Source organism: Gluconacetobacter tumulisoli (assembly GCF_014174155.1).
Lineage (GTDB): Bacteria > Pseudomonadota > Alphaproteobacteria > Acetobacterales > Acetobacteraceae > Gluconacetobacter > Gluconacetobacter tumulisoli.
The window spans coordinates 210,841-231,140 of record NZ_JABEQM010000005.1; the positions used below are offsets into that span (position 1 = coordinate 210,841).

General features: G+C 62.8%; 13 protein-coding genes, 1 tRNA gene and 3 pseudogenes. 11 read left to right on the forward strand and 6 right to left on the reverse strand.

The genetic code is table 11. From position 1 onward, the window contains the following. Positions 1–31 precede the first annotated feature (31 nt). Positions 32–166: a hypothetical protein gene (locus tag HLH28_RS18245; protein ID WP_275943715.1), complete on the reverse strand. Its 135-nt coding sequence runs from the start codon at positions 164–166 to the stop codon at positions 32–34. Between the two features lie 211 nt (positions 167–377). Between HLH28_RS18245 and panC the strand changes: the two genes are divergently transcribed. Then, positions 378–1,277, forward strand: a complete 900-nt coding sequence (gene panC, locus HLH28_RS08290) for a pantoate--beta-alanine ligase (RefSeq protein WP_182957346.1) — start codon at positions 378–380, stop codon at positions 1,275–1,277. 45 nt (positions 1,278–1,322) lie between these two features. Here the strand turns inward: panC and HLH28_RS08295 are convergent, their stop codons facing one another. The 3 genes from HLH28_RS08295 to HLH28_RS08305 all read right to left on the reverse strand — a co-directional run bounded on the left by HLH28_RS08295 (position 1,323) and on the right by HLH28_RS08305 (position 3,317). Continuing rightward, positions 1,323–1,529, reverse strand: coding sequence for a Trm112 family protein (locus HLH28_RS08295; protein ID WP_182957349.1), 207 nt, complete (start codon positions 1,527–1,529; stop codon positions 1,323–1,325). 23 nt (positions 1,530–1,552) lie between these two features. After that, a complete protein-coding gene (locus tag HLH28_RS08300; protein WP_182957624.1) occupies positions 1,553–2,242 on the reverse strand; it encodes an LON peptidase substrate-binding domain-containing protein in 690 nt (229 codons plus the stop codon). A gap of 73 nt (positions 2,243–2,315) precedes the next feature. Continuing rightward, a complete protein-coding gene (locus HLH28_RS08305; RefSeq protein WP_182957351.1) occupies positions 2,316–3,317 on the reverse strand; it encodes a tetratricopeptide repeat protein in 1,002 nt (333 codons plus the stop codon). A 229-nt stretch (positions 3,318–3,546) separates the two neighbouring features. Between HLH28_RS08305 and HLH28_RS08310 the strand changes: the two genes are divergently transcribed. Beyond that, positions 3,547–3,621: transfer RNA gene (locus tag HLH28_RS08310), tRNA-Gly, on the forward strand. 475 nt (positions 3,622–4,096) lie between these two features. After that, positions 4,097–6,169, forward strand: coding sequence for a ParB/RepB/Spo0J family partition protein (locus tag HLH28_RS08315; protein ID WP_182957354.1), 2,073 nt, complete (start codon positions 4,097–4,099; stop codon positions 6,167–6,169). A gap of 1,026 nt (positions 6,170–7,195) precedes the next feature. Here the strand turns inward: HLH28_RS08315 and HLH28_RS08320 are convergent. Next, positions 7,196–8,215 (reverse strand): DGQHR domain-containing protein, encoded by a 1,020-nt coding sequence (locus HLH28_RS08320; RefSeq protein WP_182957356.1) that lies wholly within the window; start codon positions 8,213–8,215, stop codon positions 7,196–7,198. 273 nt (positions 8,216–8,488) lie between these two features. On the opposite strand from HLH28_RS08320, the gene HLH28_RS08325 reads away from it, so the two are divergent. Together HLH28_RS08325 and HLH28_RS08330 are read left to right on the forward strand one after the other, a co-directional pair. Then, entirely contained in the window at positions 8,489–8,917 is a 429-nt protein-coding gene (locus HLH28_RS08325) for a transposase (protein ID WP_182957358.1), read from the forward strand. A 594-nt stretch (positions 8,918–9,511) separates the two neighbouring features. Then, on the forward strand, positions 9,512–14,374 hold the full coding sequence (locus HLH28_RS08330; protein ID WP_220789992.1) for an NACHT domain-containing protein: 4,863 nt from the start codon (positions 9,512–9,514) through the stop codon (positions 14,372–14,374). Between the two features lie 157 nt (positions 14,375–14,531). Here HLH28_RS08330 and HLH28_RS08335 read toward each other — a convergent pair. After that, positions 14,532–14,792 (reverse strand): annotated as a pseudogene (locus HLH28_RS08335) (transposase); the annotation flags it as partial. Between HLH28_RS08335 and HLH28_RS08340 the strand changes: the two are divergent. The 6 genes and pseudogenes from HLH28_RS08340 to HLH28_RS08365 all read left to right on the forward strand — a co-directional run. Next, a pseudogene (locus tag HLH28_RS08340) lies at positions 14,781–15,097 on the forward strand (transposase); the annotation flags it as partial. The pseudogenes HLH28_RS08335 and HLH28_RS08340 overlap by 12 nt on opposite strands. Positions 15,098–15,256: 159 nt before the next feature. Further along, positions 15,257–15,451 (forward strand): annotated as a pseudogene (locus HLH28_RS18050) (inorganic phosphate transporter); the annotation flags it as partial. 75 nt (positions 15,452–15,526) lie between these two features. Further along, positions 15,527–16,996: a carbohydrate porin gene (locus tag HLH28_RS08350; protein WP_246395820.1), complete on the forward strand. Its 1,470-nt coding sequence runs from the start codon at positions 15,527–15,529 to the stop codon at positions 16,994–16,996. A gap of 157 nt (positions 16,997–17,153) precedes the next feature. Beyond that, complete coding sequence (ppk2, locus tag HLH28_RS08355; RefSeq protein ID WP_408869830.1) at positions 17,154–18,017, forward strand: polyphosphate kinase 2; 864 nt, start codon at positions 17,154–17,156, stop codon at positions 18,015–18,017. 562 nt (positions 18,018–18,579) lie between these two features. After that, positions 18,580–19,764, forward strand: coding sequence for a DUF932 domain-containing protein (locus HLH28_RS08360; RefSeq protein ID WP_182957361.1), 1,185 nt, complete (start codon positions 18,580–18,582; stop codon positions 19,762–19,764). Positions 19,765–19,847: 83 nt separating this feature from the next. Further along, entirely contained in the window at positions 19,848–20,288 is a 441-nt protein-coding gene (locus tag HLH28_RS08365) for a hypothetical protein (protein WP_182957363.1), read from the forward strand. Positions 20,289–20,300: the final 12 nt, after the last annotated feature.

The window sequence follows — 20,300 nt, forward strand, 5'->3', positions numbered from 1 at the left end:
GGCTCCCGCGCGATCGCGGGGCGGGGGGGCGTCAGGGGGTGCCGGTCTTCTGCAATCCGTCGCGGTAGCCCAGATCCTGCCATCGTTCCCGCTGGCTCACGGGACCATGATGATGCTTTCCGCCGCCCCCGCCACAGGCGGCGAGCAGGAGAAGAACAGCGGTCATGCTGAAAAGCCGGATTGTATGGGTCAAGGATGCCTCCTGCCGGGGAAGGCACCGTCCTTAGCAGACAACCCCGCCTGCGCGGAAGATGCGCAGGCGAAACGTGGGGCGGGGCGTATTCCGCCGACCCGAATCGCGCGGGGCTTCCCCTGGCGCGGGATCGGGCCGATATATCCCGGCAAGGACAGTCTCCCAAAGGGAATGGCAGAATACCATGCTGAAGACGCTTACGCCCGAGATGCGCACGGTCCATACGGTCGAAGCCCTGCGGCGCATCGTGCGCGGCTGGAAGCAGGACGGGTTGACGGTCGGACTGGTGCCCACCATGGGCGCGCTGCATGACGGGCATCTCAGCTTGGTGCGGGCGGCGCTGAGGACGATGGACCGGGTGATCGTCTCGATCTTCGTCAATCCGATGCAATTCGACAACCCGTCCGATCTTGGCACCTACCCCAGGACCGAGGACGAGGATTCGCAGATGCTGGCCGAAGCCGGGACGCATCTGCTGTACGCCCCCACGGCGACGGAAATGTACCCCCCGGGCTTTTCGACCAGCATCTCGGTCGGCAGCGTGGCCGAGGGGCTGTGCGGCGCCCACCGTCCCGGCCATTTCGACGGGGTAGCGACGGTGGTCTGCAAGCTGTTTTTGCAAAGCCAGGCCGACGCCGCCTTTTTCGGGGAAAAGGATTTCCAGCAGATCCATGTCGTCCGGCGCATGGCGACCGACCTGGATATCCCGATCCGCCTGGTGGCCTGCCCCACCCGGCGCGAGGAGGACGGGCTGGCGATGTCGTCGCGCAACCGGCGGTTGACAGGCACGGGCGACCGCGACCGCGCCGGCGCCCTGCCGGCGGCCCTGACCGACGCCGCGCGAGAGATCGCGTCCGGCCGCCCGGTGGGAACCGTACTGGCGGCAACCCGCGCGCGGCTGCTGAAGGCCGGCTTTGCCGAAATCGAATATCTCGAACTCCGGCGGGACGCCGACCTTGCGCCGCTGTCGGAACGCGACGGCCAGCCGGCGCGCCTGCTGGCGGCGGGCCGGGTGGGGACGGTCAGGCTGATCGACAACGTGCCGGTGGACGGCCCGAGCGGTCTGGACGACCGCACCGCCTGATGCGGCGCAGCGCCCGGCCCGCGGCTGCGCCCGCCCGCGACCCGCTTACGGCTGCAGCGGGCGCGCCTCGTCCGGCAGCATGATCGGAATGCCGTCGCGAATCGGGAAGGCCAGGCCGGCCTGGCGGCTGATCAGTTCCCCGGCCTCCCGGTCATAGATCAGCGGCCCCTTGGTGACGGGGCAGACCAGAACCGACAGCAGCCGGGGATCGAGGGGCGGTTGCGGGGGGGACGGTTGGGCGGTTTCGGTCATCGGATCGGCTTCCCTGCGAAAGATCAGGATAATGGGGGCCGGGATGCACCTTCGTCGGGTTCATGTCCAGCCAGGTCAAGAAGGGTCTGAAGAGTACGCGCGCGATCGGCCAGTGTGCCCGATTCCAGCAACGCCTGCTTTTCGGCGGCCAGGAAGGGACAGATCATCGGCAGCGTGACCAGCAGGGCCTCGTCGTCCATCTGCTCGATCATGCTCCATCGCGCGCCGATGCCGCGGCTGCGGCAGTAGCGGCGCAGGGCCTGCATCATCCGTTCCCGGTCGTAGAATGTCGCTTCGGCCTCGGTCAGGTCGCTGGCGAAGGACGAAACATCGATGCGGGCCCGGCGATAGCCGCGATGCAGCCCGCTTTCCCGCAACAGCCTGAAGCGCGCCAGACCGGTCAGGGTCACGGCATAGGTGCCGTCCGATCGCTCGGTCATCGAGGTTATGCGCCCGACGCAGCCGATTCGGTACAGGGCGGGGAACGGCCCGTCCATCCCGTCGTCCCGGCCTCCCTCCCCGTCCTCGTCCTCATCCCGTTCGTCATGGCGCGGCTGGATCATACCGATCAGCCGCGTTCCGGCCAGCGCGTCTTCGACCAGTGCGACATAGCGCGGTTCGAACACGTTCAGCGGCAGCTTGCCCTGCGGCAGCAGCAGGGCCTCGCGCAGGGGAAACAGCCCCAGCTCCGGCGGAATGTCCGCCAGCGTCATGTCGCGGGGGCGCGGAATCCTGCGGGGTATGTCATCCTCGCCCGTCACCGGCGGCGTGCCATCCGTGCTCGGGTCACGAGAACAGCAGCGACGACATGCGCCTGCGCGCCAGCAGGGTTGCGGGATCGTCATGTCCCCAGGATTCGAACAGTCGGATCAGCTGCAGGCGGGCCGCGCCATCATTCCAGGTCCGGTCCTGCCGCATGATGGTCAGCAATTCGTCGGCGGCTTCCTGCCGCTTGCCCGCGGCATTCAGGGCGGCCGCCAGTTCGTAGCGCGCCGCATGGTCGGCCGGATTGGCGGCCAGGCGCTGCCGCAGGCTTTCGGCTTCCTCGGCGGCCTTGCGGCCTTCGCGCTTCAGGTCCAGCGCCGCGCGGGCGCCGGTGATCTCCGCATGGTCGGCGATCTTGGCCGGGACGTCGGCCAGCGCGGCTTCGGCCGCCTCCTCGTCGCTCATCAGAATCAGGGCGCGCACCAGCCCGCCCCAGGCCGCGGGGTTTTCGGGCTCGATCTCGATGGTCTGGGAATACAGGCCGGCGGCCTCTTCGGCGCTGCCGTTTTCCAGAGCCGCGCGGGCGGCAGCGATCAGGTCGGCGGCCGGCATCGTGCCGCCCCCGGCGGAAGCCAGCAGGCCCTCGACGAATCGCTTGATCTCGCTCTCGGGCAAGGCACCCTGGAATAGATCAAGGATCTGTCCCTGCCAGAACGCCGCCACCAGCGGAATCGACTGCAGCGGCAGCCCCACCTGGGTCAGCTGCTGCGCCAGGGCACGGTTGGCGTCGATATCGATCTTCACCAGCCGCACACGGCCACCAGCGGCCCGGACGATCTTTTCCAGGACCGGGGTCAACTGGCGGCACGGACCGCACCAGCTGGCCCAGAAATCGACCAGGACCGGCAGGGTACGGCTGGCTTCCAGCACGTCCTGCATGAAACTGTCCTGGTTGCCGTCGATGATCAGGCCCGCATCAGCAGCCCCTGCCCTGCCCGAGGCCGAGGTCGAAGCACCCGCCTCGTCCACCAGTCCGTTGGCGGGGCGCTGGCCTGCGCGGGGCTGCCCGATGATATAATCCATAGAACCCGATCCTGCTTGCCTGTGTCGTTCCCCGCCGCCGGTCCGGGACCTGGGCGGCCGGGACGGCGCCGGGCTGCGGCGCCGTGGGATAATCCAAGGGATAACATTGTTATCCGCGCGATGTCCCACAAGCCACTCCCCCTTCCCGCCATAAAAAACGCAGCAAGCGTTTTTCCCCCCTTGTCAGGCCATCCAGTTTCCCTTAAACCGCCGTTCACCGACACGGTGGGCGGGCGTAGCTCAGGGGTAGAGCACAACCTTGCCAAGGTTGGGGTCGTGGGTTCGAATCCCATCGCCCGCTCCAGATTTTCCACGGAAAATCAGTCGGTTAAAGCGGCCCTTCGGGGCCGTTTTTTGCTTCCCCGCCCCTGGCAGACTGACCGGGGAAGCAGGGGGGAAGCAAACGGCGGCGTAATCGCGGTCGGTTGCGGATACTCGCGGCATGAGTCGTCTCCCATGACAGGCGTGTGACGAACGGTGGCTTTCCGCTGTTGTGACGGTCCTCTGAACCTATCCCAATCCGCGAGTTGAAGCGATGCGTTTCACGGGCCGACTTGCCTGGAGTTGCGTACCTCGCTCCGTATTCTCGTAAATCCACTGCGGCTCCAGTGTCGCCATTTGGTCGCGCCGGCGGCGAGCCATCACGGTTTGGCCGTGTGGAATCCTGTTCCGATTATTCGGTGTGTGACCGGGAAAGAGCTAAAGGGAAGTGGCGGTTTCGCGACGGATTCAGGGGATGGAAGAGAGGCTTTCGCCCGTCCGTCGCGGAGTGTTCCATCATGGCAACCGCCATCCAGAAAATCACCCTTAGCCCCTCCCGTGACATCCCGTTCGGCAAGCTGGTGCTGTCGCAGGCTAACGTGCGGCGAGTAAAATCCGGCCTGTCGATCGAGGAACTGGCCGCCGACATCGAGCGCCGTGGGCTGCTCCAGAGCCTGAACGTCCGCCCGGTCCTCGACGCCGAGGGCGCGGAGACCGGCACGTTCGAGGTGCCGGCCGGCGGCCGCCGCTATCGTGCCCTGGCCCTTCTGGTCAAGCTGAAGAAGCTCACGAAGACGGCGCCGATCCCCTGCGTCGTGCGCGAAGCCGGATCGGCGATCCCGGCCGAAGAAGACTCGCTGGCAGAGAATGTCCGGCGGCTGGATCTGCACCCGCTCGACCAGTTCCGGGCCTTCCGCGCGCTGCTGGACAAGGGCCGCTCCGAGGAGGAGATCGCGGCCCGCTTCTTCGTCACGCCAGCTGTGGTGAAGCAGCGTTTGCGCCTGACGACCGTCTCCGACAAGCTTCTGTCGCTCTATGAAGATGATAGTATCCGGCTCGATCAGCTCATGGCGTTTTCGATTTGCGATGACCCCCTGCGGCAGGAGCAGGTCTGGGAGATCGTATCCCAGGGCCATAATCGCGAACCGTATCTGATCCGCCGCATGCTGACCGAGAAAACCGTGCGGGCATCGGATCGCCGCGTGCGTTTCATCGGGCTGGGGACCTATCTCGCTGCGGGTGGGCACATCATGCGTGACCTGTTCGAGGCCGACGACGGCGGCTGGCTGCAGGATCCGACGCTGCTCGACCGGCTGCTCATAGAAAAACTCCAAGAGGCGGCCGAACAAATCCGCGCCGAAGGCTGGAAATGGGTTGAGACGGCATTGTCCTTCCCGTGGGGGCATACCCGGCAGTTTGCAGAGATCGATGGCGTGCCGGCCGCCCTTTCGGAAGACGAAGCTGCGCGTCTTGCGGCGCTGCACAGCGAGCAGGAAATCATCGAGGCGGAATACGCGCATGCCGATGAATACCCCGAAAACGTCGATGTCCGGCTGGGTGAAATCGAACACGCCATCGAGGCTTTGGAAGAGCGCCCGTTGGCGTTCGACCCGGAGGACATTGTGCGGGCCGGCGCTTTCGTTAGTCTTGACACGGACGGCACGCTGCTGGTCGAGCGGGGTTTCGTGCGGGCGGAAGACGCGCCGGCGGAACTGGAGGAAGATGCCATTGGGGCCGAAGGCAGCGGTGAAACGACAACCTATGGAGACGGTGAAGAGACCGATGTCGAGGTGCTCAATTCCGAGGGCGAAAAGGTCCCCGAAATCGAGCCTGAGGAGGAAGACGGACTGAAGCCGCTGCCCGACCGCCTGCTGACCGAACTGACAGCCTGGCGTACACTTGCCCTACGCGACGCCTTTGCGGCCAATCCGCATATTGCCTTGACCGAACTGCTGCACACGCTGGTTCGCGATCTCTACTGGCAGGTCTCGGGTGCGGATTGCCTGGAAGCCTATGTTCGGGACATCCCGCTGTTGGTCCATTCGCCCGATATGCCTGGCAGCGTTCCCGCTCATGAGCTTCGCCAGCGCAACGAGGGCTGGAAGCACGACCTGTCGGAGGACGAGCAGGGGCTCTGGCAGTGGCTCGACCGGCTGGACGATACCAGCCGCCTGGCACTGCTGGCCCATTGCCTGTCCTTCGGCATCAACGCGCTTTACGAGCGGATGCCGCCCTACGGTGCGGTGTCACAGCGTAGCGTCTCAGAACGACTGGCCCGCGCCGACCGGCTCGCCACCGCGCTCCGGCTCGACCTGGCCGAGGCAGGCTGGCAACCGACGGTGGACAATTATCTCGGCCGCGTCACCAAGGCGCGTATCCTCGAAGCCGTACGCGAGGCACGGGGTGACGAGGCGGCAGATCGCATCGCCCATCTGAAGAAGGCCGACATGGCACATGCGGCCGAACAGGTGCTCGACGGGTCCGCCTGGCTGCCCGAGGCGTTGCGGACAAAGGGTTTGGCGGGGCGGTCTGAGACGGCAGAAGCGCAGGTGCGCACGCCCAATAGCCCTGAAGCAGCTGCGGCGGAGTGACATCAATTCCATTTGACACGGCGGCTTCCAATCTTCGGGAGCCGCTTTTTTGCTTCTCGGGTTACTTCCGCTTCCGCCCTCATGTCGGTCGTTCAGCCCAGGGACATGCTGTTACCAAAAACGGACGTAGATTTAATATGTTGTGCCCAACCGGACGGGCCGATTCCGGCACGGCGGTTTCCGGAAACTGAAGTAAAATTCTGTATTTTCTCTGAATATGAGGAGAAGGTTGGGGCCACGTCAATTGCTTAGATAGGCCTCTGGTTTCTCGAATGGTAATTGCGCTGTCTCAGATGATAGGACAACGATCGCGTATTTTCCAGAGAGAGCGCACATGCTCAATGCGTTCTGAATCGAACTGATAGCCTAGCCCAGATATACTTGAATCTACTTCGAAAATCAGTTTCGTTGGATAAGCTATGGCTAGGTGATCAGGAAGATAAGTGTAGAGGAAAGTGGCGTCGTCGCGATAGATTCTAAATCTCCGCCCAAGATCTAATTGATCATAGACCAAGCATCGATGCAAAGTTGGGTCCGTAAATGCATGCGTGTAATTCACATTCTCGCGATATTCTCGCAAAAAAGCGTATGCATCCTGAGAGTCTTGCGACGTAAACCAGTCATACTTAAGAACCGTCTGTCGAACTGAGTGCCAATTCCAGTGGTGGCTCGATTTACCGCCCTTGTAAAATTTTCCAGTCGAGGCATCGAGAAGCATCTCTTCGCCCCCATTAAATGGTATGATAGAGCGTATCAGCATCATCGTCTTTATGGAGTAGAATGCTGAATAATATAAGCGTATGATAGACCACGAAGACGATCCTTGTTGTATGCCTGAAATCGCTTCGATGTAAGAGATGATTGCCGCGTACGCCGTGTCTATTATTGCCACTGGCATTTGTTGGACTATTGACTGCAATTCCAGCGACGAAATGCTGAATTTAGTATAAGGAGTTCCCTTAGGCTTTCCAGAGAAACCTTTCTTCGCGAGTCTTGCCGGATCTGACATGATGGGGGCGCCTGTGACTAGATTTTGAAACCGTGGGCGGCCGTTGCGGGCCGGAAGGCGCTGATAAGCCGATCGCGGACTGCGTTCGCTGCTTCGGTACCTCCGAGGCCCTTCACGTCAACTTGGAGAATCCTAGCCGTCTCTTCAGCATCAAGCGCATCCTTGATCGTGTCGACTTCGAATGAAGACCGTCCCTTGCAATAATCGAACATATGGCTACGAAAGAATTCGATCGCTCCGATAAATCCCGATGCATAAATGAAGGCATTACTCCGATCGTTCCAAGAATGCCCATAAAGCGCTCGAAGCGCAGAAAAGTAATTTGAGAAAATCGCCTTTTGCATTTCGAGTTCAGTAATTCCTACCTGCTCCAGTATGCCTTTTCCATCCACCGTCGGCTTTATTGCGCTCACAGCTGTTGATAGGGCAACGCCCCCTCTTTGCCGCTCTTGGTTAGGGAGCTTTATCCAGCCGTGATAAGGCTGACCTTCGGAGCCAATGTGAGCTACGATGTCTCCGGCGCGCAAGGCTGTCGGGTCCATTAAATCGGAAGCGATGACACCATATAAATCAAATACCAAGCTCTTGGGTGCCGGACGCTGCTCAGTATTGATCGAGATGAAGATTCTAGCGCTGTTTGGCGTGTCGAGCCCCTCGTAGATTGCGACAGGTATCTCATAGGCGGCTGCAAGCGGGTTCTCTGCGATCGCATCCTTCAGTCCCGCAACTCGATGCTGACCATCTAAGATCTGCGCCAATTTCTCTTCATCTGGAATCTTAATTGAGCTTCCGTTGGAAACAAGAGGAGCTTTATTCCAATTCAAAACGATCGAAGCTGGGAAGTCCCCAATCCTTAAAGCGAAGTCTTTTACGCCTGCGATGCGAGCACCATTCAGAACACGTTGCACGGCACCTTCCTCGACATCCTTTCGACGAACTGCGGCGTATGCAATCTTCGTCAGCAATCCCGCTGGAAGAGAGGTGAGCTTAAAGGAGTGTTCCTTCTGCTTAACGGTGATGAACGGAAAATCTGGCATAGGTCCCCGATGTGCTTTAGCGATCGTCTAAGTCGAGCGCTGCGTTTCGTATAGACTGCTGGACAATTGCATAGAATTATAGTTTCACGCTCTCTCGCACAGAAATGTTCGTTCTGCCATAGGGCGCGGACATTTTCTCGTTTCAGGCTCCGGCCAGTCCAACGGGGTTACGGATCTCTCGGTGACCCGAGCCAGAGCGGTTTCTGTCCGATTTGAATCATTTGGGATTCCCCGATCAGGCATGATCTGATTCAAGGTGACGGCCGGGCCTGAATGTCGTCACGTACGTTGTCTCTTGATCTTCGGGAACGTGTTGTCGCAGCCGTGTCCGGTGGCCTGTCCCGCCGCCAAGCCGCCGAACGGTTTAGCGTCAGTCCAGCCAGTGCGATCCGCTGGTGCGCCCTGGCCCGAGAGACCGGCAGTGCCACGCCGAAGCCGCGCGGCGGCGATCGCCTCTCAGACCTGATCGAGGCGCAGGCCGCGCGTATTTGCGGCCTGATCGACGAGAAGGATGACCTGACGCTGGTCGAAATCCGGGCGCAACTGGATGAAGAAGGCCATCATTTCCGCGTCGGCTCGCTGTGGCGCTTCTTTGCCCAGCACCGGATCACATGGAAAAAAAAGACCGCCCATGCGGCAGAGCAAGACCGACCGGACGTCCTGAAGCGTCGGCAAGACTGGTTCGACAGTCAGCCTACCTAGACGACGACAGACTGCGCCGTCAGCGTGGTGCTCGCGTCGATATATATATGTAAATGAACAAGCTCTTCTGGGCCCGGCATAGCGCATCCCTGAATGCTTCAAATGAGCGCGGAACCGTCTCTAATGAATATCTCTTGAACGACCGCTTTCCTTGTCCCGCCGCCCGGAACCGGACGGCCTGGTTTCCCCGCCAAGCTCTCCATCTGCTCAACGGTCGTTGGTCGGATAGGCGGCAGCCGCCTCAACGCAGACATTGGGCACGGCGACCTCCATTCCCGTTAGCGGACATGACTTAAATCACAGCACAGCAGCCGGCTTGGGCCGAGAGCGGACTGGCGGCCTTCGGGTCAGAGTATCGTGGAAGTGGATACGTGCGCATTATCGGCGGGCACGGCTGTCATAGGGCCGGTTTCGGGCTGGCACCTATCGGCGTGCAAGGGGCGATGCCTGATTTTATGCAGATAGCCACGTTGCAGATTCGGCCAGTTCCACCAGTATCTTGGGCGGCACTTTATTTTGAGGGGGACGCAATTGGCTAGCGAAACGCCACGGACACCTAGAATGAACGCGGGTGGGCGGGCAACCGAAGCTGGGATGGACTTCCAGGCCGAGGTCGGCACTTGGCTCGCCGCCCATCTGCTGGCGCGGATGCCGGTTGGCAGGCGTTTCGGCCTTGCCAACACCGCCTTGCTGGCCTCAATCCAGCTTGAAACCGGCGACGGGCTCGACGACATCCGTGTGGAACTGGACGACGCTGGCCGCATCGACCTGCAGAGCAAGACCAGCGCCGGGCTGGACACCAGTCCTAAGAGCCCGCTCGGCAAGACCATCAGCCAGCTTGTTCGCGTCATGATCGATGCCCGCGCCGCTGGCGTCGTGGGCGATCCGGCGAAAGCGAGCGCCGTGCTGGCGGTTGCCGCCAATGCGCCGCGCACGCTCGACGTGCTGGAGCGCGGGTGCCGAGCATTCGATCTTGGTGGCAGCTGGGCAACCACCAAGGCCGGGAGATCCTCGACCGAGCGGGACGCGCTCGATCTCTTCGAGACCCATGCGCGAATCGCATGGTCGACGCACTCTGCCCGGCCGCCGACCGACGACGAGTTCGCGATGATGGCGCGGCTGTTCCGCATCGTGCGCTTCTCAATGAACGAGGGCGAAGACAATTGGCGAGAAGCTTCGCGGCTGCTCGGCGCACGGCTTTATGGTTCGGAAGCCGCCGGCGACGCGCCGTTGCGCGAGTTGAAGGGCATCATCCGGGGCATGATCGGCAGCGGCGCGTCCGCGAATCGTGTCGGCTTGCTGCGCGAGCTTCGTCGGCTGGGCCACAATGAGGTTGGCGCGGCAGACTACACCGTCGATCTGGAGCGCCTGTCGGCCGCGACCGAGACCGAGCTTGCGCGTCTCGCCGGACACACGCGCCTGCCGATCGCCGGCGGCATTCCGATCGCGCGGGCCAGCGACGGTCCGCTTGGCGCGGCGGTCGATACAGGCTCGCTGATCGTCATCGGTGAGCCCGGCGCTGGCAAGACCGGTGCGCTGGTCACGCTGGCGCACGCGCGCCGCGTGGCGGGCGACACGGTAGTGTTCCTCTCAGTCGATCGCTTCCCGGGCGTCGCCATCGCTGCCGATCTCCAGTCCGATCTGGGGTTGGCGCACCCGCTGACCGAGGTGCTCGCCGCCGCGCCGGGTTCGGGACGCAAGCTGCTCGTCATCGATGCGCTGGATGCCGCGCGCGGCGGTCCGGCGGAGGGCGTGTTCGCCCAGTTGATCGAGGGGCTGGGAGTATCGGCGCCGGACTGGACCGTCATCGCCTCGATCCGCACGTTCGATCTGCGCAACGGTCGGCGGTTCCGCGACGCCATGCTGGGCACTTCACCCGATCCGGCTTATGCGGCGACGGGCTTGGGCAATGTCCGGCATTTCCAGGTGCCGCGGCTCGCGGACGATGATCTCGACGCCGCCGGCGTCGCTGCCGCCGATCTTGGCGGGCTGCTTGCCGCCGCGCCCGACAAGCTGCGCGACCTGCTGCGCAACGTCTTCAACCTCTCGCTCGCCGCGCAACTGCTCGCTGATGGCGCAAGCCCCGACAGCATCCGCACCGCCGCCACCCAGTCAGATCTGATCGACGCCTATGAGGATCGTCGGCTCGTTGGAACATCGGTGCATCAGGCCGCAGCTGCGACGGTCGGTGCCATGGTGCAGCGCCGCCGTCTCGCGGTGCGGAAGGTGGTCGTCGGGCATGATCAGCTCGACATGGTCATCCAAACCGGCGTGCTTGCCGAATCTGGCGATCTGGTCAGCTTTGCCCATCATGTGCTGTTTGACCATGTCGCCGGTCGCTTTTTTCTCGAATGGGACGATCCCGCGCGGCTGATCTCCCAGCTCGGCGGTGACAGCTCAATCGCGCTCATGCTCGCACCGGCGCTGCGCTTCGCGATCGAGCGGCTGTGGCGGCATGATGCAGGCGGCAAGGCGCGCGTCTGGCGCCTGATAGCCGATATCTACGCCGATCCGGCGGTCGATCCGGTGCTCGCCAATGGCGCATTGCGCACCGCGATTGAGCGCGTGGGCACGCAGGCTGATATCGCGGGGCTAGTCGCGCTGATCGCGGCCCGCGCGAGCGACGAGGCATTGGCGACGATGCTCTCGCGGCTTGCCCGCTTCGTCAGTCTGGCGGTCGATGCAGTCGGCAGCGCCGTGCCGGACGAAGCGCTCGCCTGGGCGATGGTCGCCGACGCCGCGATCAGGGCGGGCTCGCGCGGCCTTTCCGACGCGACGCGCATCCTGCTCCACACCTTGTTCGACAAGGGCAATCTCGCCGAACCTGAGTTGGTCAATGTGTTCAACCGCGTCGCGCGGGCGCTGCTGGCCTTTGCCTGGGCCGCCGATCCACCGATGCAGCAGACGGCGACCAACGCGATCCGCTTCGTCGGCAAGAGCTTCGCGGCCGATCCCGCCGCGTCGCGGGCATCGCTCGACCGGATGCTCCGTGATCCGCATTTTTCGGCCCATGCCGACAAGGAGGCGACCTGGCTTTCCGAGCAGATCATGCCGATCGCGCGGGCCGACGCCGATTTCGCAATCGAGATCTACCGCGTGCTTTACTCGCGCGACATCACCGATAACAGCACCTCGTTCATGGGCGGGCACGCGAGCCGGATCATGCCGCTCTCGTCCAACCGCAGCCAGGATTACCGTCACTGCCGCTATAATCTGGGCCGGCAGGTCACACGCCTCCTCGAACTGTCGGTGCTGTTGGGCACCCGCGCGATCGTGGAGGCATCGCTCGGTGACACCGATCGCGCGGGGCCCTTGGGCGATCGCAAACAGGTCGTCGTGCCGGACCGCGCGTCGTTCGACCTGCTCGGTCACGATCATGAGTATAGGGCCTGGGACGACACGAAGGATCGCCACGGCACGCAGGACGACGATGTGCTCGCGCAACTCGTCGCGCATCTGCGTAGCTGCTCGCCTGCCGCCTTTGCCGAGACGGTCGATGCGGCCGCAACCGGCTATGCCGGGCCAGCGGTGTGGACGCGTATCCTCGGCATCGGCGCCGAGCGCGTCGGCGAGGTCGGAGACCTGTTGTGGCCGTTCGCATGCAACATCACGATCCTGGCGCACGGCGATATTGTCCGCGACGCCGTCCGCTTTTTGGCGGCGGTCTATCCGTCGCGTTCGCTTTCCGAGCGGGCGGCATTCGAGGACGAAGCGCTGCGGGCAAGTCTGTTTACGGGTGAAGCCGAGCAGCGTTGGTGGCGCCGCACGCTCAGCCGCTTCCTCTCGCTGGTCGATGCGGGCGTAACCGCGACCGATCCGATGCGTGCGCTGCGCGAGGAACTAATGGCGGCGGACGAACTGGCCGGCAACCCGCCGACGCGCTCGATGTTGGTGCGCTGGGAATCGTCGCGCGGCGCCGTGCGCGAGCAACTCGCCAGTGAAGGCGTCGATGTCGAGGGAGGCGTGGATGCCAAGATAATTTCTCGGTCCGAGGCGCTCGCCGAGAAAGTGGAGGCCACGCCCTCGTCCAGCGGCGGCCTGGGGCTCGCCGAGCTTTGGGCAGACGTGTTGGCGACGATCGGCTTATACGATGCTCATGCCGATACACTGCACGCGAAGGTCGAGCAGCTAGCCTGGGGGCGTATCAGTGATGCGGTCAAGCGCATCGCCGGCGCCACAGCCTATATGCCTGGCATCGATGACATGCCGTCGATCGAGAAACTGCTCGCCGTGTTGCGGCGGCTATGGGCGAACCGCTTCCCGTCAACCAGCGAGAAGGGCGACGATTCCAGGCTGTGCTGGGGAGATAGCGACGTGCGCGTCAATGCGGCCAGTGCCTATGTCTCTCTCGCTGATAGGTTCGGCGAAGATTATGGCGAGATCGTTGATATCTTCGATGCTATCCTCGACGATCCGGCTCCACAGGTCCGCCTGAAGGCAGTGCAGAATTTGCAGGTTCTGAGCCGCATCGCGCTCAACAGGATGTGGGCCCTGGCCGAGCGCGTCGCGCGAAATGAGGCACACATCGAGGTGCTCAGAGACCTCCTGCACGATGTGATCCGGCATTTCATTCGCCACGATGTCGAGAAGTGCAAACCGATCATCGAGATCGTCCGCACCCGCTGCGAGACGGCCAAGTGCGACAACGGACCTGCCTGCAACGAGGTCGCCGAAGAGCTCGGCGGCCTGACTGCACAGCTCTGGTGCTGGCAAGCAGAGACGTTCGCGCTCGGATGGCTCAAGGCCTGGGCCAGCGATCCTGCTACGCACCGTGAGTTCTGCACCGCCTTCCTGTCGATGTTGCGCGGCGCGTTCTTCGCCCGCTATGCGGATGGCGAAGAGCGCGACGTCGGGCTTGCCGATCGCTCGCAACAGGCGGCGATGGTCATTCTGGAGGCGTGCTCGGCGGCCGCAGAAGCTAGCCATGCTGCGGTAACGGGCGGGACGGTAGAGGGCGCCGAGCGCGATGCCACCATCGCCACCTACAGGGCGGCGGAGTCGGTGATCAGCCACCTTACGAACCAGCTCTACTTCGGCTCGGGCGCGTATGCCGGTAACCGCGAGGCGGCTGTCGGCCTTATGTCGCTCGACGCGAAGCGACGGTTCCTTGTCGATTTTCGCCCGATGCTCGCGCTGCTGGCGGCGTCGCACGAACCTTCGACGCATCATCGCCTCGTCGAACTCTACGAGTTTCTAATCCCCGGCGATCCGCCCGCCGTGTTCGACGCGCTCCATGTATTGCTTACAGGCCCGGCCGCGCAAGAGGGGTATCATCACGAAGGTCTTGCCGCGCCGGTCATCGTGCGGATGATCACCCGCTACATCGCTGATCATCGTTCGATCTTCGAGGATGACACGCGCCGCTCCGCGCTCGTCGAGATCCTACGCCTGTTCTCCGACGTCGGTTGGTCGGACGCGTTGAAACTGCTTTATGAACTCCCCGACCTGCTTCGCTGACGATGACCCAACCCGGCTATCGCGGAAGATCTGGCCAAGCTGCTGGATCTTGCGAGGACTCCAGATGAACCAAACGGCCACGTTCGGAGGCGCCTTCTCACACATCGAACAGCGGCTGAATTCGCGCTCATCCCGCACGCCTAGGTAATAACAACGGTTATTGGCACTGACCTGTGTGAGCCCACTTCCTGAGCCCGATGGATCGGATGGTGTCAGGCAGGGCGGCAAGGTTATTCCAAGCGGAACAGGCGGCGTCGATGATGTGCTCGATGCCATCGAAGACGGTATTGGACAGCCAGTTGGCGCGGAGGATCTGCCAGACATTCTCGACCGGGTTCAGTTCGGGCGCGCGTGACGGCAGAAAGATCAGGCTGACGTTGCGGGGCAGCTTCAGCTTGTCGGTAGTATGCCAGCCGCTCGGGGTCGTCTGGCGAAAGGAACGACGCCTAGTGCCGTGGAGCGGATCGCGCCGTTGACGCCGCATCCCGGACGTCGTGGACAGCCGCGCGAAATTGAGTTCCGCGAGGTTATCAACTCGGTGCGCCATCTGGTGTGTCCGGGCTGCGGCTAGCGAAGGTTGCCGATCCACTTCGGGCACTGGCGGACTCTTTACGGCTGGTTCCGCGAGCTGGCCCAATGCTTCTGTTTCAGTCCGTTCATGACGTGGAATTGGTGATGGACCGGGCTCCGGATATCGCACGGAAGGGCCGATCAGGGGGCCCGTTTCAAAATAACTTCACTGTTTCTGCCGCCGCCTTTTCGCTGAGTGTCGCACTGTCTTAGCGCCTTGGGCCAAGGGGGAAAGCCTTGTCGGAAACGTCCATAGCGAGCAGGCGCTTTCTGTGCTCAGGAATTGACAGCGGAGAGGCGCCCGCGTTCAGGATATCCTTCCTGGCCACGCTGGCATGTGCGCGGAGCTTCGAATTCGTCAACGGCTCCCACGATACGGCGAACGCGGTCGCGACCGTGATCTACACCAACAGCCTGCCGGCCGTGGTGGCTGTCATGTGGTCGGACGCGCGGAATCTGTTGGGCGTGCTGGTGGTCTCCGGTGCCATCGTCTGGAACCTCGCGACGTGGGCGATGTGGGTGTCGATGTTGATCAGCGGCGCGCGGCTCTTCATCTCGAGGCATGTCTTCTGAGCTGCAGACATGATGCGCAAGCTTCTCGGTCCCATTTCGCGCCACGTGGCGGGTCTCATGGTTGCCATCAGCCCGCTGATGGCCGGTGGCGCCGCCTTGGCCGCCAGCACGCCGCTGGTGACTGATATCCTGCCGTCGGGCGTGCCGCTGCCCTCTCCTGCACCCGGATTCGTGCTGCCGGCGGAGGATTCCAGCACCGAACTTCTGGGCGAGGCCGGGGGTGCGCGGCCCTGGCTGGCCCGTCATGGTATCCGCGTCAATATTCAGGATGTCGAGGAGTTATGGGGCGTCGCGGCAGGTGGTCTTCAGCCCGGACCTACCTATGATGGCATGACGGCTATGGCCCTGATGTTCGATACCCGGCGCGGCTTCGGCTGGCCCGACGGGCTGCTGAACGTCAGCGCGTTGCAGATCCGTGGCCGGTCGCTGACGGGTGAACGGCTCGGCGCAGTGAATGCCGTCAGCGGCTATGACGCGGGCCGTTCGACCCGTTTGTTCGAACTCTGGTATGATCAAGGATTCTTCGCGAACCGGCTGGATATCCGTCTAGGGTCAATCGATCTCGATACCGAGTTCCTCGTCAGCCAGAACGCCTCCTTCTTCCTCAATTCCAGTTTTGGCTGGCCACTCTCGACCTCCAGCAACCTGTATTCCGGCGGGCCGTCCTGGCCGTTTTCGGCCTTGGGGGCGCGGGTGAAATGGGTGCCTACCTATGCGCTGGTGCTGATGGGTGCCGTTACCAATGACAATCCGACAGGTGGCCCGTTCTACAGCGACGTCGCCCCCACGCAGCGCGATCCCTCTGGCACCGCGTTTTCTACCAGAGGAGGCACGCTGTTCATTGGCGAGGCCCAGCTTTCGCTCGATCTTGCCCGCCGGTTCGCCGGCAAGGACGCGCCGGCCCTTCCAGGCACGTGGAAGCTCGGCGGGCTCTACGACACCGGCCGTTTCCCCGATCAACGATACGACAGTCGTGGCGGCCTGCTGGCCGAGCCGGACAGCACCGGCCAGCCGCTCTATCATCATGACAACTGGATGGTCTTCATGGTGGCCGACCAGATGATCTGGCGGGCGTCTTCGGAGTCGAGCAAGACCATCAGCCTGTTCGTGCGCGCCACCGCCAATGACGGTTCGCGCAACCGGTTTTCGACCGAAATCCAAGGTGGCGTGACGTTCGACGGGCTGGTTCCGGGCCGGACCGACGACACGATCGGTATCGCCTGGGGGACCGGGTTCTACGGCAGTCGTGCGATCGGTAATGCGCGCGACGCCGCGCGCCTGGGCACCAGCCTGGCAGGCGCGCTGAAGCCCGAGCAGCATATCGAAGCGACCTATCAGGCCGCCGTGACCCCGTACCTCATAATCCAGCCCGATTTTCAATATTTCTGGCATGTTGGCGGCACGTCGTTCGATCCCCAGACGGGGCGGCCGATCGGCAATGGTGTCGTGCTGGGCGTAAACGTGACCACCACGTTCTGACGGTTTCGGGTTATGGATTTCATGAAAATTTCAAGGCGCTTGCCTGTCGGAAATCCTATTCCCGTGAATGCGGCGCACGGTGCGCGGCGAGGAGGCAACGACGATGGACGATGAGGATCTGAACAGCCTGTCGGCGGAAGAACGCGAGCGTGTGCAGATGCGCCGCGAACTCATCGACGACCTCGACGAGGAATTCGAACTCTCCCTGGAGGAAGAGGCGATCGGCGGGACGCTTGATGAAGCCGATCGCGCGTTCCGGCGCGTCTATTTCCGAGAACTGGTCCGCCTCCAGGGCGAACTGATCAAGTTGCAGGACTGGGTAAAGGCAACCGGCCATCGCCTGGTCGTGATCTTCGAGGGGCGAGACGCCGCCGGCAAAGGCGGCGCGATCAAGCGGATCACCCAGCGACTGAATCCGCGCCTGTGCCGCGTGGCCGCCCTGCCGGCGCCCAATGACCGCGAACGCACGCAATGGTATTTCCAGCGCTATGTGGCCCACCTGCCGGCGGCAGGTGAGATCGTTCTGTTCGACCGGAGCTGGTACAACCGTGCTGGGGTCGAGCGCGTCATGGGCTTCTGCACCGAGGATGAATATGAGGAGTTCTTCCGCTCGGTGCCAGAGTTCGAGCGGATGCTCGTCCGCAGTGGCATCCAGATCGTCAAGTTCTGGTTTTCGATCACAGATGACGAGCAGGAGGCCCGCTTCCGCGCACGGATCGAAGATCCGCTGAAACAGTGGAAGCTCAGCCCGATGGATCTGGAAAGCCGCCGCCGCTGGGAGGATTATACCCGTGCGAAGGAGACGATGCTCGAACGTTCCAGCATCGACGAAGCCCCATGGTGGGTGGTCCAGGCGGTCGACAAGAAGCGCGCCCGCCTGAACTGCATCGCCCACCTGCTCTCGCTCGTGCCCTATGAGCCGGTGGCGAAGCCGGACGTGTTGCTGCCCGAGCGCGTGCATCACCCCGATTACGAACGGCAGCAGACGCCAGATGCCATGATCGTGCCCGCGCGTTACTGAGGCGGCTTATGCGGCTCCACGGGCGACACCATCGCTCATGGGGCCGCGGCCCAGCGTCCTGCCTCCGGCCGCCCCGATCGCGGAGGCACGTGCCGTCGTGCGCCCAAGCCTGATGTCCATGGGGCGAACCTTCGATCCAAACCGTGCGGACGAAAATCCGAGCGGAAAGCTCGTGGTGTGAGTCATTTGTGACATTGAATATTCGCCACTTCGTTTAGTGCGCAGGAAGGCGAAACTGCTGGGGCCGTTCATGCGAGCCCGGTGCCTCTCTTCCATATTCTTGATCTACCGACACTCCTTTCTGTCCCTGATAGGCGGGCTGATGGTGACCGACGCCATCAGCGTCCGGGCGATTGATTGAATCATCTTCGTAGCGAATATACCCGCGTCGTAACGGTATCCGTTCCCGTCGTCAAAGCTGCTTGAACTTCGATAAGAACGTGTCTTTTCGCCTTCGGAGGTGGGGACGACCCGGCGATGTACCGTGCGTGAGGGAGCGGCGAAAGGGAGAGGGCGGCTTTGCCTCGGGTGCTGACTGGTCAGCATCAGAGGAGAGTCGATCATGAACACTATTTCTTCCTCCTGCACGCGGTCCGGCTTCCGCGTGGACACTTCGCGCGGCACCACAGTCGGACGGGTTTCCTCCGAATGGTGGTCCCGTCCTGACGACGAGCGGTTTCTGTCACTGGCGGATTTGCACGACGCAACGCTCGCCCGCGCCGACCGGGCCACCGCCCGCACGGTCGAGAGCCGTGCCGTTCGCGTGGAGGCGTCTCGCGACAACACCGAGCGCCTGACCCTGGGTGTGCCGGGGCAGGAGGAGTCCATCGCCCCGACACACTGGTCCTTCGGCCAGCTTTGCAGTCTGGTCGGGGCGCCTTCTTCCTATCTGCGCGACCTACCGGCTCCGTTGGCGGCGATCAATCTCCAGCACGGGCTGCTGTCGCACCGTGCCGAACTGGTCAAGACGCTGGAGACAGACGACGGCCGTGTCGAGCTGCGCGCTGTGACCGGACCCGATTATGGCCGCATTTGGGATCATGAGCTGGTCGGTGCCGTGCGGAAGATTGCTGGTGACGGGACTGGCGATACCAACTGGAAGGTGCCCGGTGTGATCGACTGGGCCACGATGACCCATAACCCCTATGTGGACATCACCAAGGAAACCACGACGCTGTATGCGTCAGACAGGGACGTTTTTTTATTCCTTGTGGACGATATGCACCCCATCGAGGCCGGGCGCCTGCCGAACGGCGACCCCGACCTCTATTTCCGGGGGTTCTATGCCTGGAACAGCGAGGTCGGTAGCAAGAGCCTCGGTATCGCCTCCTTCTATCTGCGCGGAGTGTGTCAAAATAGGATGCTTTGGGGCGTAGAAAACTTCGAACAGATCACGATCCGGCATAGCAAGTTTGCCGCGTCGCGTTTCGTGCAGCAGGCAGCACCCGCGCTGCGGAATTTTGCGACGGCCAGCCCGGCGTCGTTCGTCTCGGGTATCCGGGCGTCTCGGCAGGCCCTGGTCGCGAAGACCGATGAGGACCGTGAAAGTTTCCTGCGTCGCCGAGGTTTCTCGAAGCCGGAAACCGTGAAAATCATCGAAACCGTGCTGCATGAGGAAGGGCGCAAGCCCGAGAGCGTGTTCGATTTCGTGCAAGGGATCACGGCGCTGGCCCGCACCAGGGCCAATCAGGACACGCGGCTGGATCTGGAAGAGAAAGCCCGCAGACTGATGGAGCGTGCTTCCTGAAAGACCACTGCACGTTTTTCCGTAAAGACGTTTTTACGAGCCCGGCCACTGCGCCGGGCTTTTTCGTTTCGGGAGTTCTTCCGATGGCCGATTTCTTCACGCATTTTTCCTGCGTTCTCGATGTGGGCACGGTGGAAAACGCTGCAAAGGCGCTCGACCTCTATAATAAATTCATGGACGATCTGGAGGCGGAAGACCCGCGCTCTGACGGGTTTCGGCTTTCCGTAGAACCGGAATACGGTGGAACCAAGCTCTGGATGCGCGACGAGACGACCGGCGATCCGCAGCAGGTCGTGGAATTCGTGCTGCGCTGCGCGAGGGCGTTCCGGCTGACGGGCAGATGGGGGTTCCAGTGGGCCAATAGCTGTTCGCGCCCCCGGATCGGGGCATTCAGCGGCGGTGCGCATGTGGTGGATCTGGGCAAACGCCGGACGGTTTCGTGGGTCACGACCGATCGCTGGCTGGCGCAGATGACCGGGCAGGACAAACGTCACCGTGCGCCGCGGGATGCGGATACGCCCTGATGATGTGTCCTG

Excerpts from the sequence above, each read along its gene's own strand:
- HLH28_RS18245 (WP_275943715.1), bottom strand. The coding sequence starts at position 166 with ATGACCGCTGTTCTTCTCCTGCTCGCCGCCTGTGGCGGGGGCGGCGGA.
- panC (WP_182957346.1), top strand. The coding sequence starts at position 378 with ATGCTGAAGACGCTTACGCCCGAGATGCGCACGGTCCATACGGTCGAA.
- HLH28_RS08295 (WP_182957349.1), bottom strand. The coding sequence starts at position 1,529 with ATGACCGAAACCGCCCAACCGTCCCCCCCGCAACCGCCCCTCGATCCC.
- HLH28_RS08300 (WP_182957624.1), bottom strand. The coding sequence starts at position 2,242 with ATGACGCTGGCGGACATTCCGCCGGAGCTGGGGCTGTTTCCCCTGCGC.
- HLH28_RS08305 (WP_182957351.1), bottom strand. The coding sequence starts at position 3,317 with ATGGATTATATCATCGGGCAGCCCCGCGCAGGCCAGCGCCCCGCCAAC.
- HLH28_RS08315 (WP_182957354.1), top strand. The coding sequence starts at position 4,097 with ATGGCAACCGCCATCCAGAAAATCACCCTTAGCCCCTCCCGTGACATC.
- HLH28_RS08320 (WP_182957356.1), bottom strand. The coding sequence starts at position 8,215 with ATGCCAGATTTTCCGTTCATCACCGTTAAGCAGAAGGAACACTCCTTT.
- HLH28_RS08325 (WP_182957358.1), top strand. The coding sequence starts at position 8,489 with ATGTCGTCACGTACGTTGTCTCTTGATCTTCGGGAACGTGTTGTCGCA.
- HLH28_RS08330 (WP_220789992.1), top strand. The coding sequence starts at position 9,512 with ATGGACTTCCAGGCCGAGGTCGGCACTTGGCTCGCCGCCCATCTGCTG.
- HLH28_RS08350 (WP_246395820.1), top strand. The coding sequence starts at position 15,527 with ATGATGCGCAAGCTTCTCGGTCCCATTTCGCGCCACGTGGCGGGTCTC.
- ppk2 (WP_408869830.1), top strand. The coding sequence starts at position 17,154 with ATGCGCCGCGAACTCATCGACGACCTCGACGAGGAATTCGAACTCTCC.
- HLH28_RS08360 (WP_182957361.1), top strand. The coding sequence starts at position 18,580 with ATGAACACTATTTCTTCCTCCTGCACGCGGTCCGGCTTCCGCGTGGAC.
- HLH28_RS08365 (WP_182957363.1), top strand. The coding sequence starts at position 19,848 with ATGGCCGATTTCTTCACGCATTTTTCCTGCGTTCTCGATGTGGGCACG.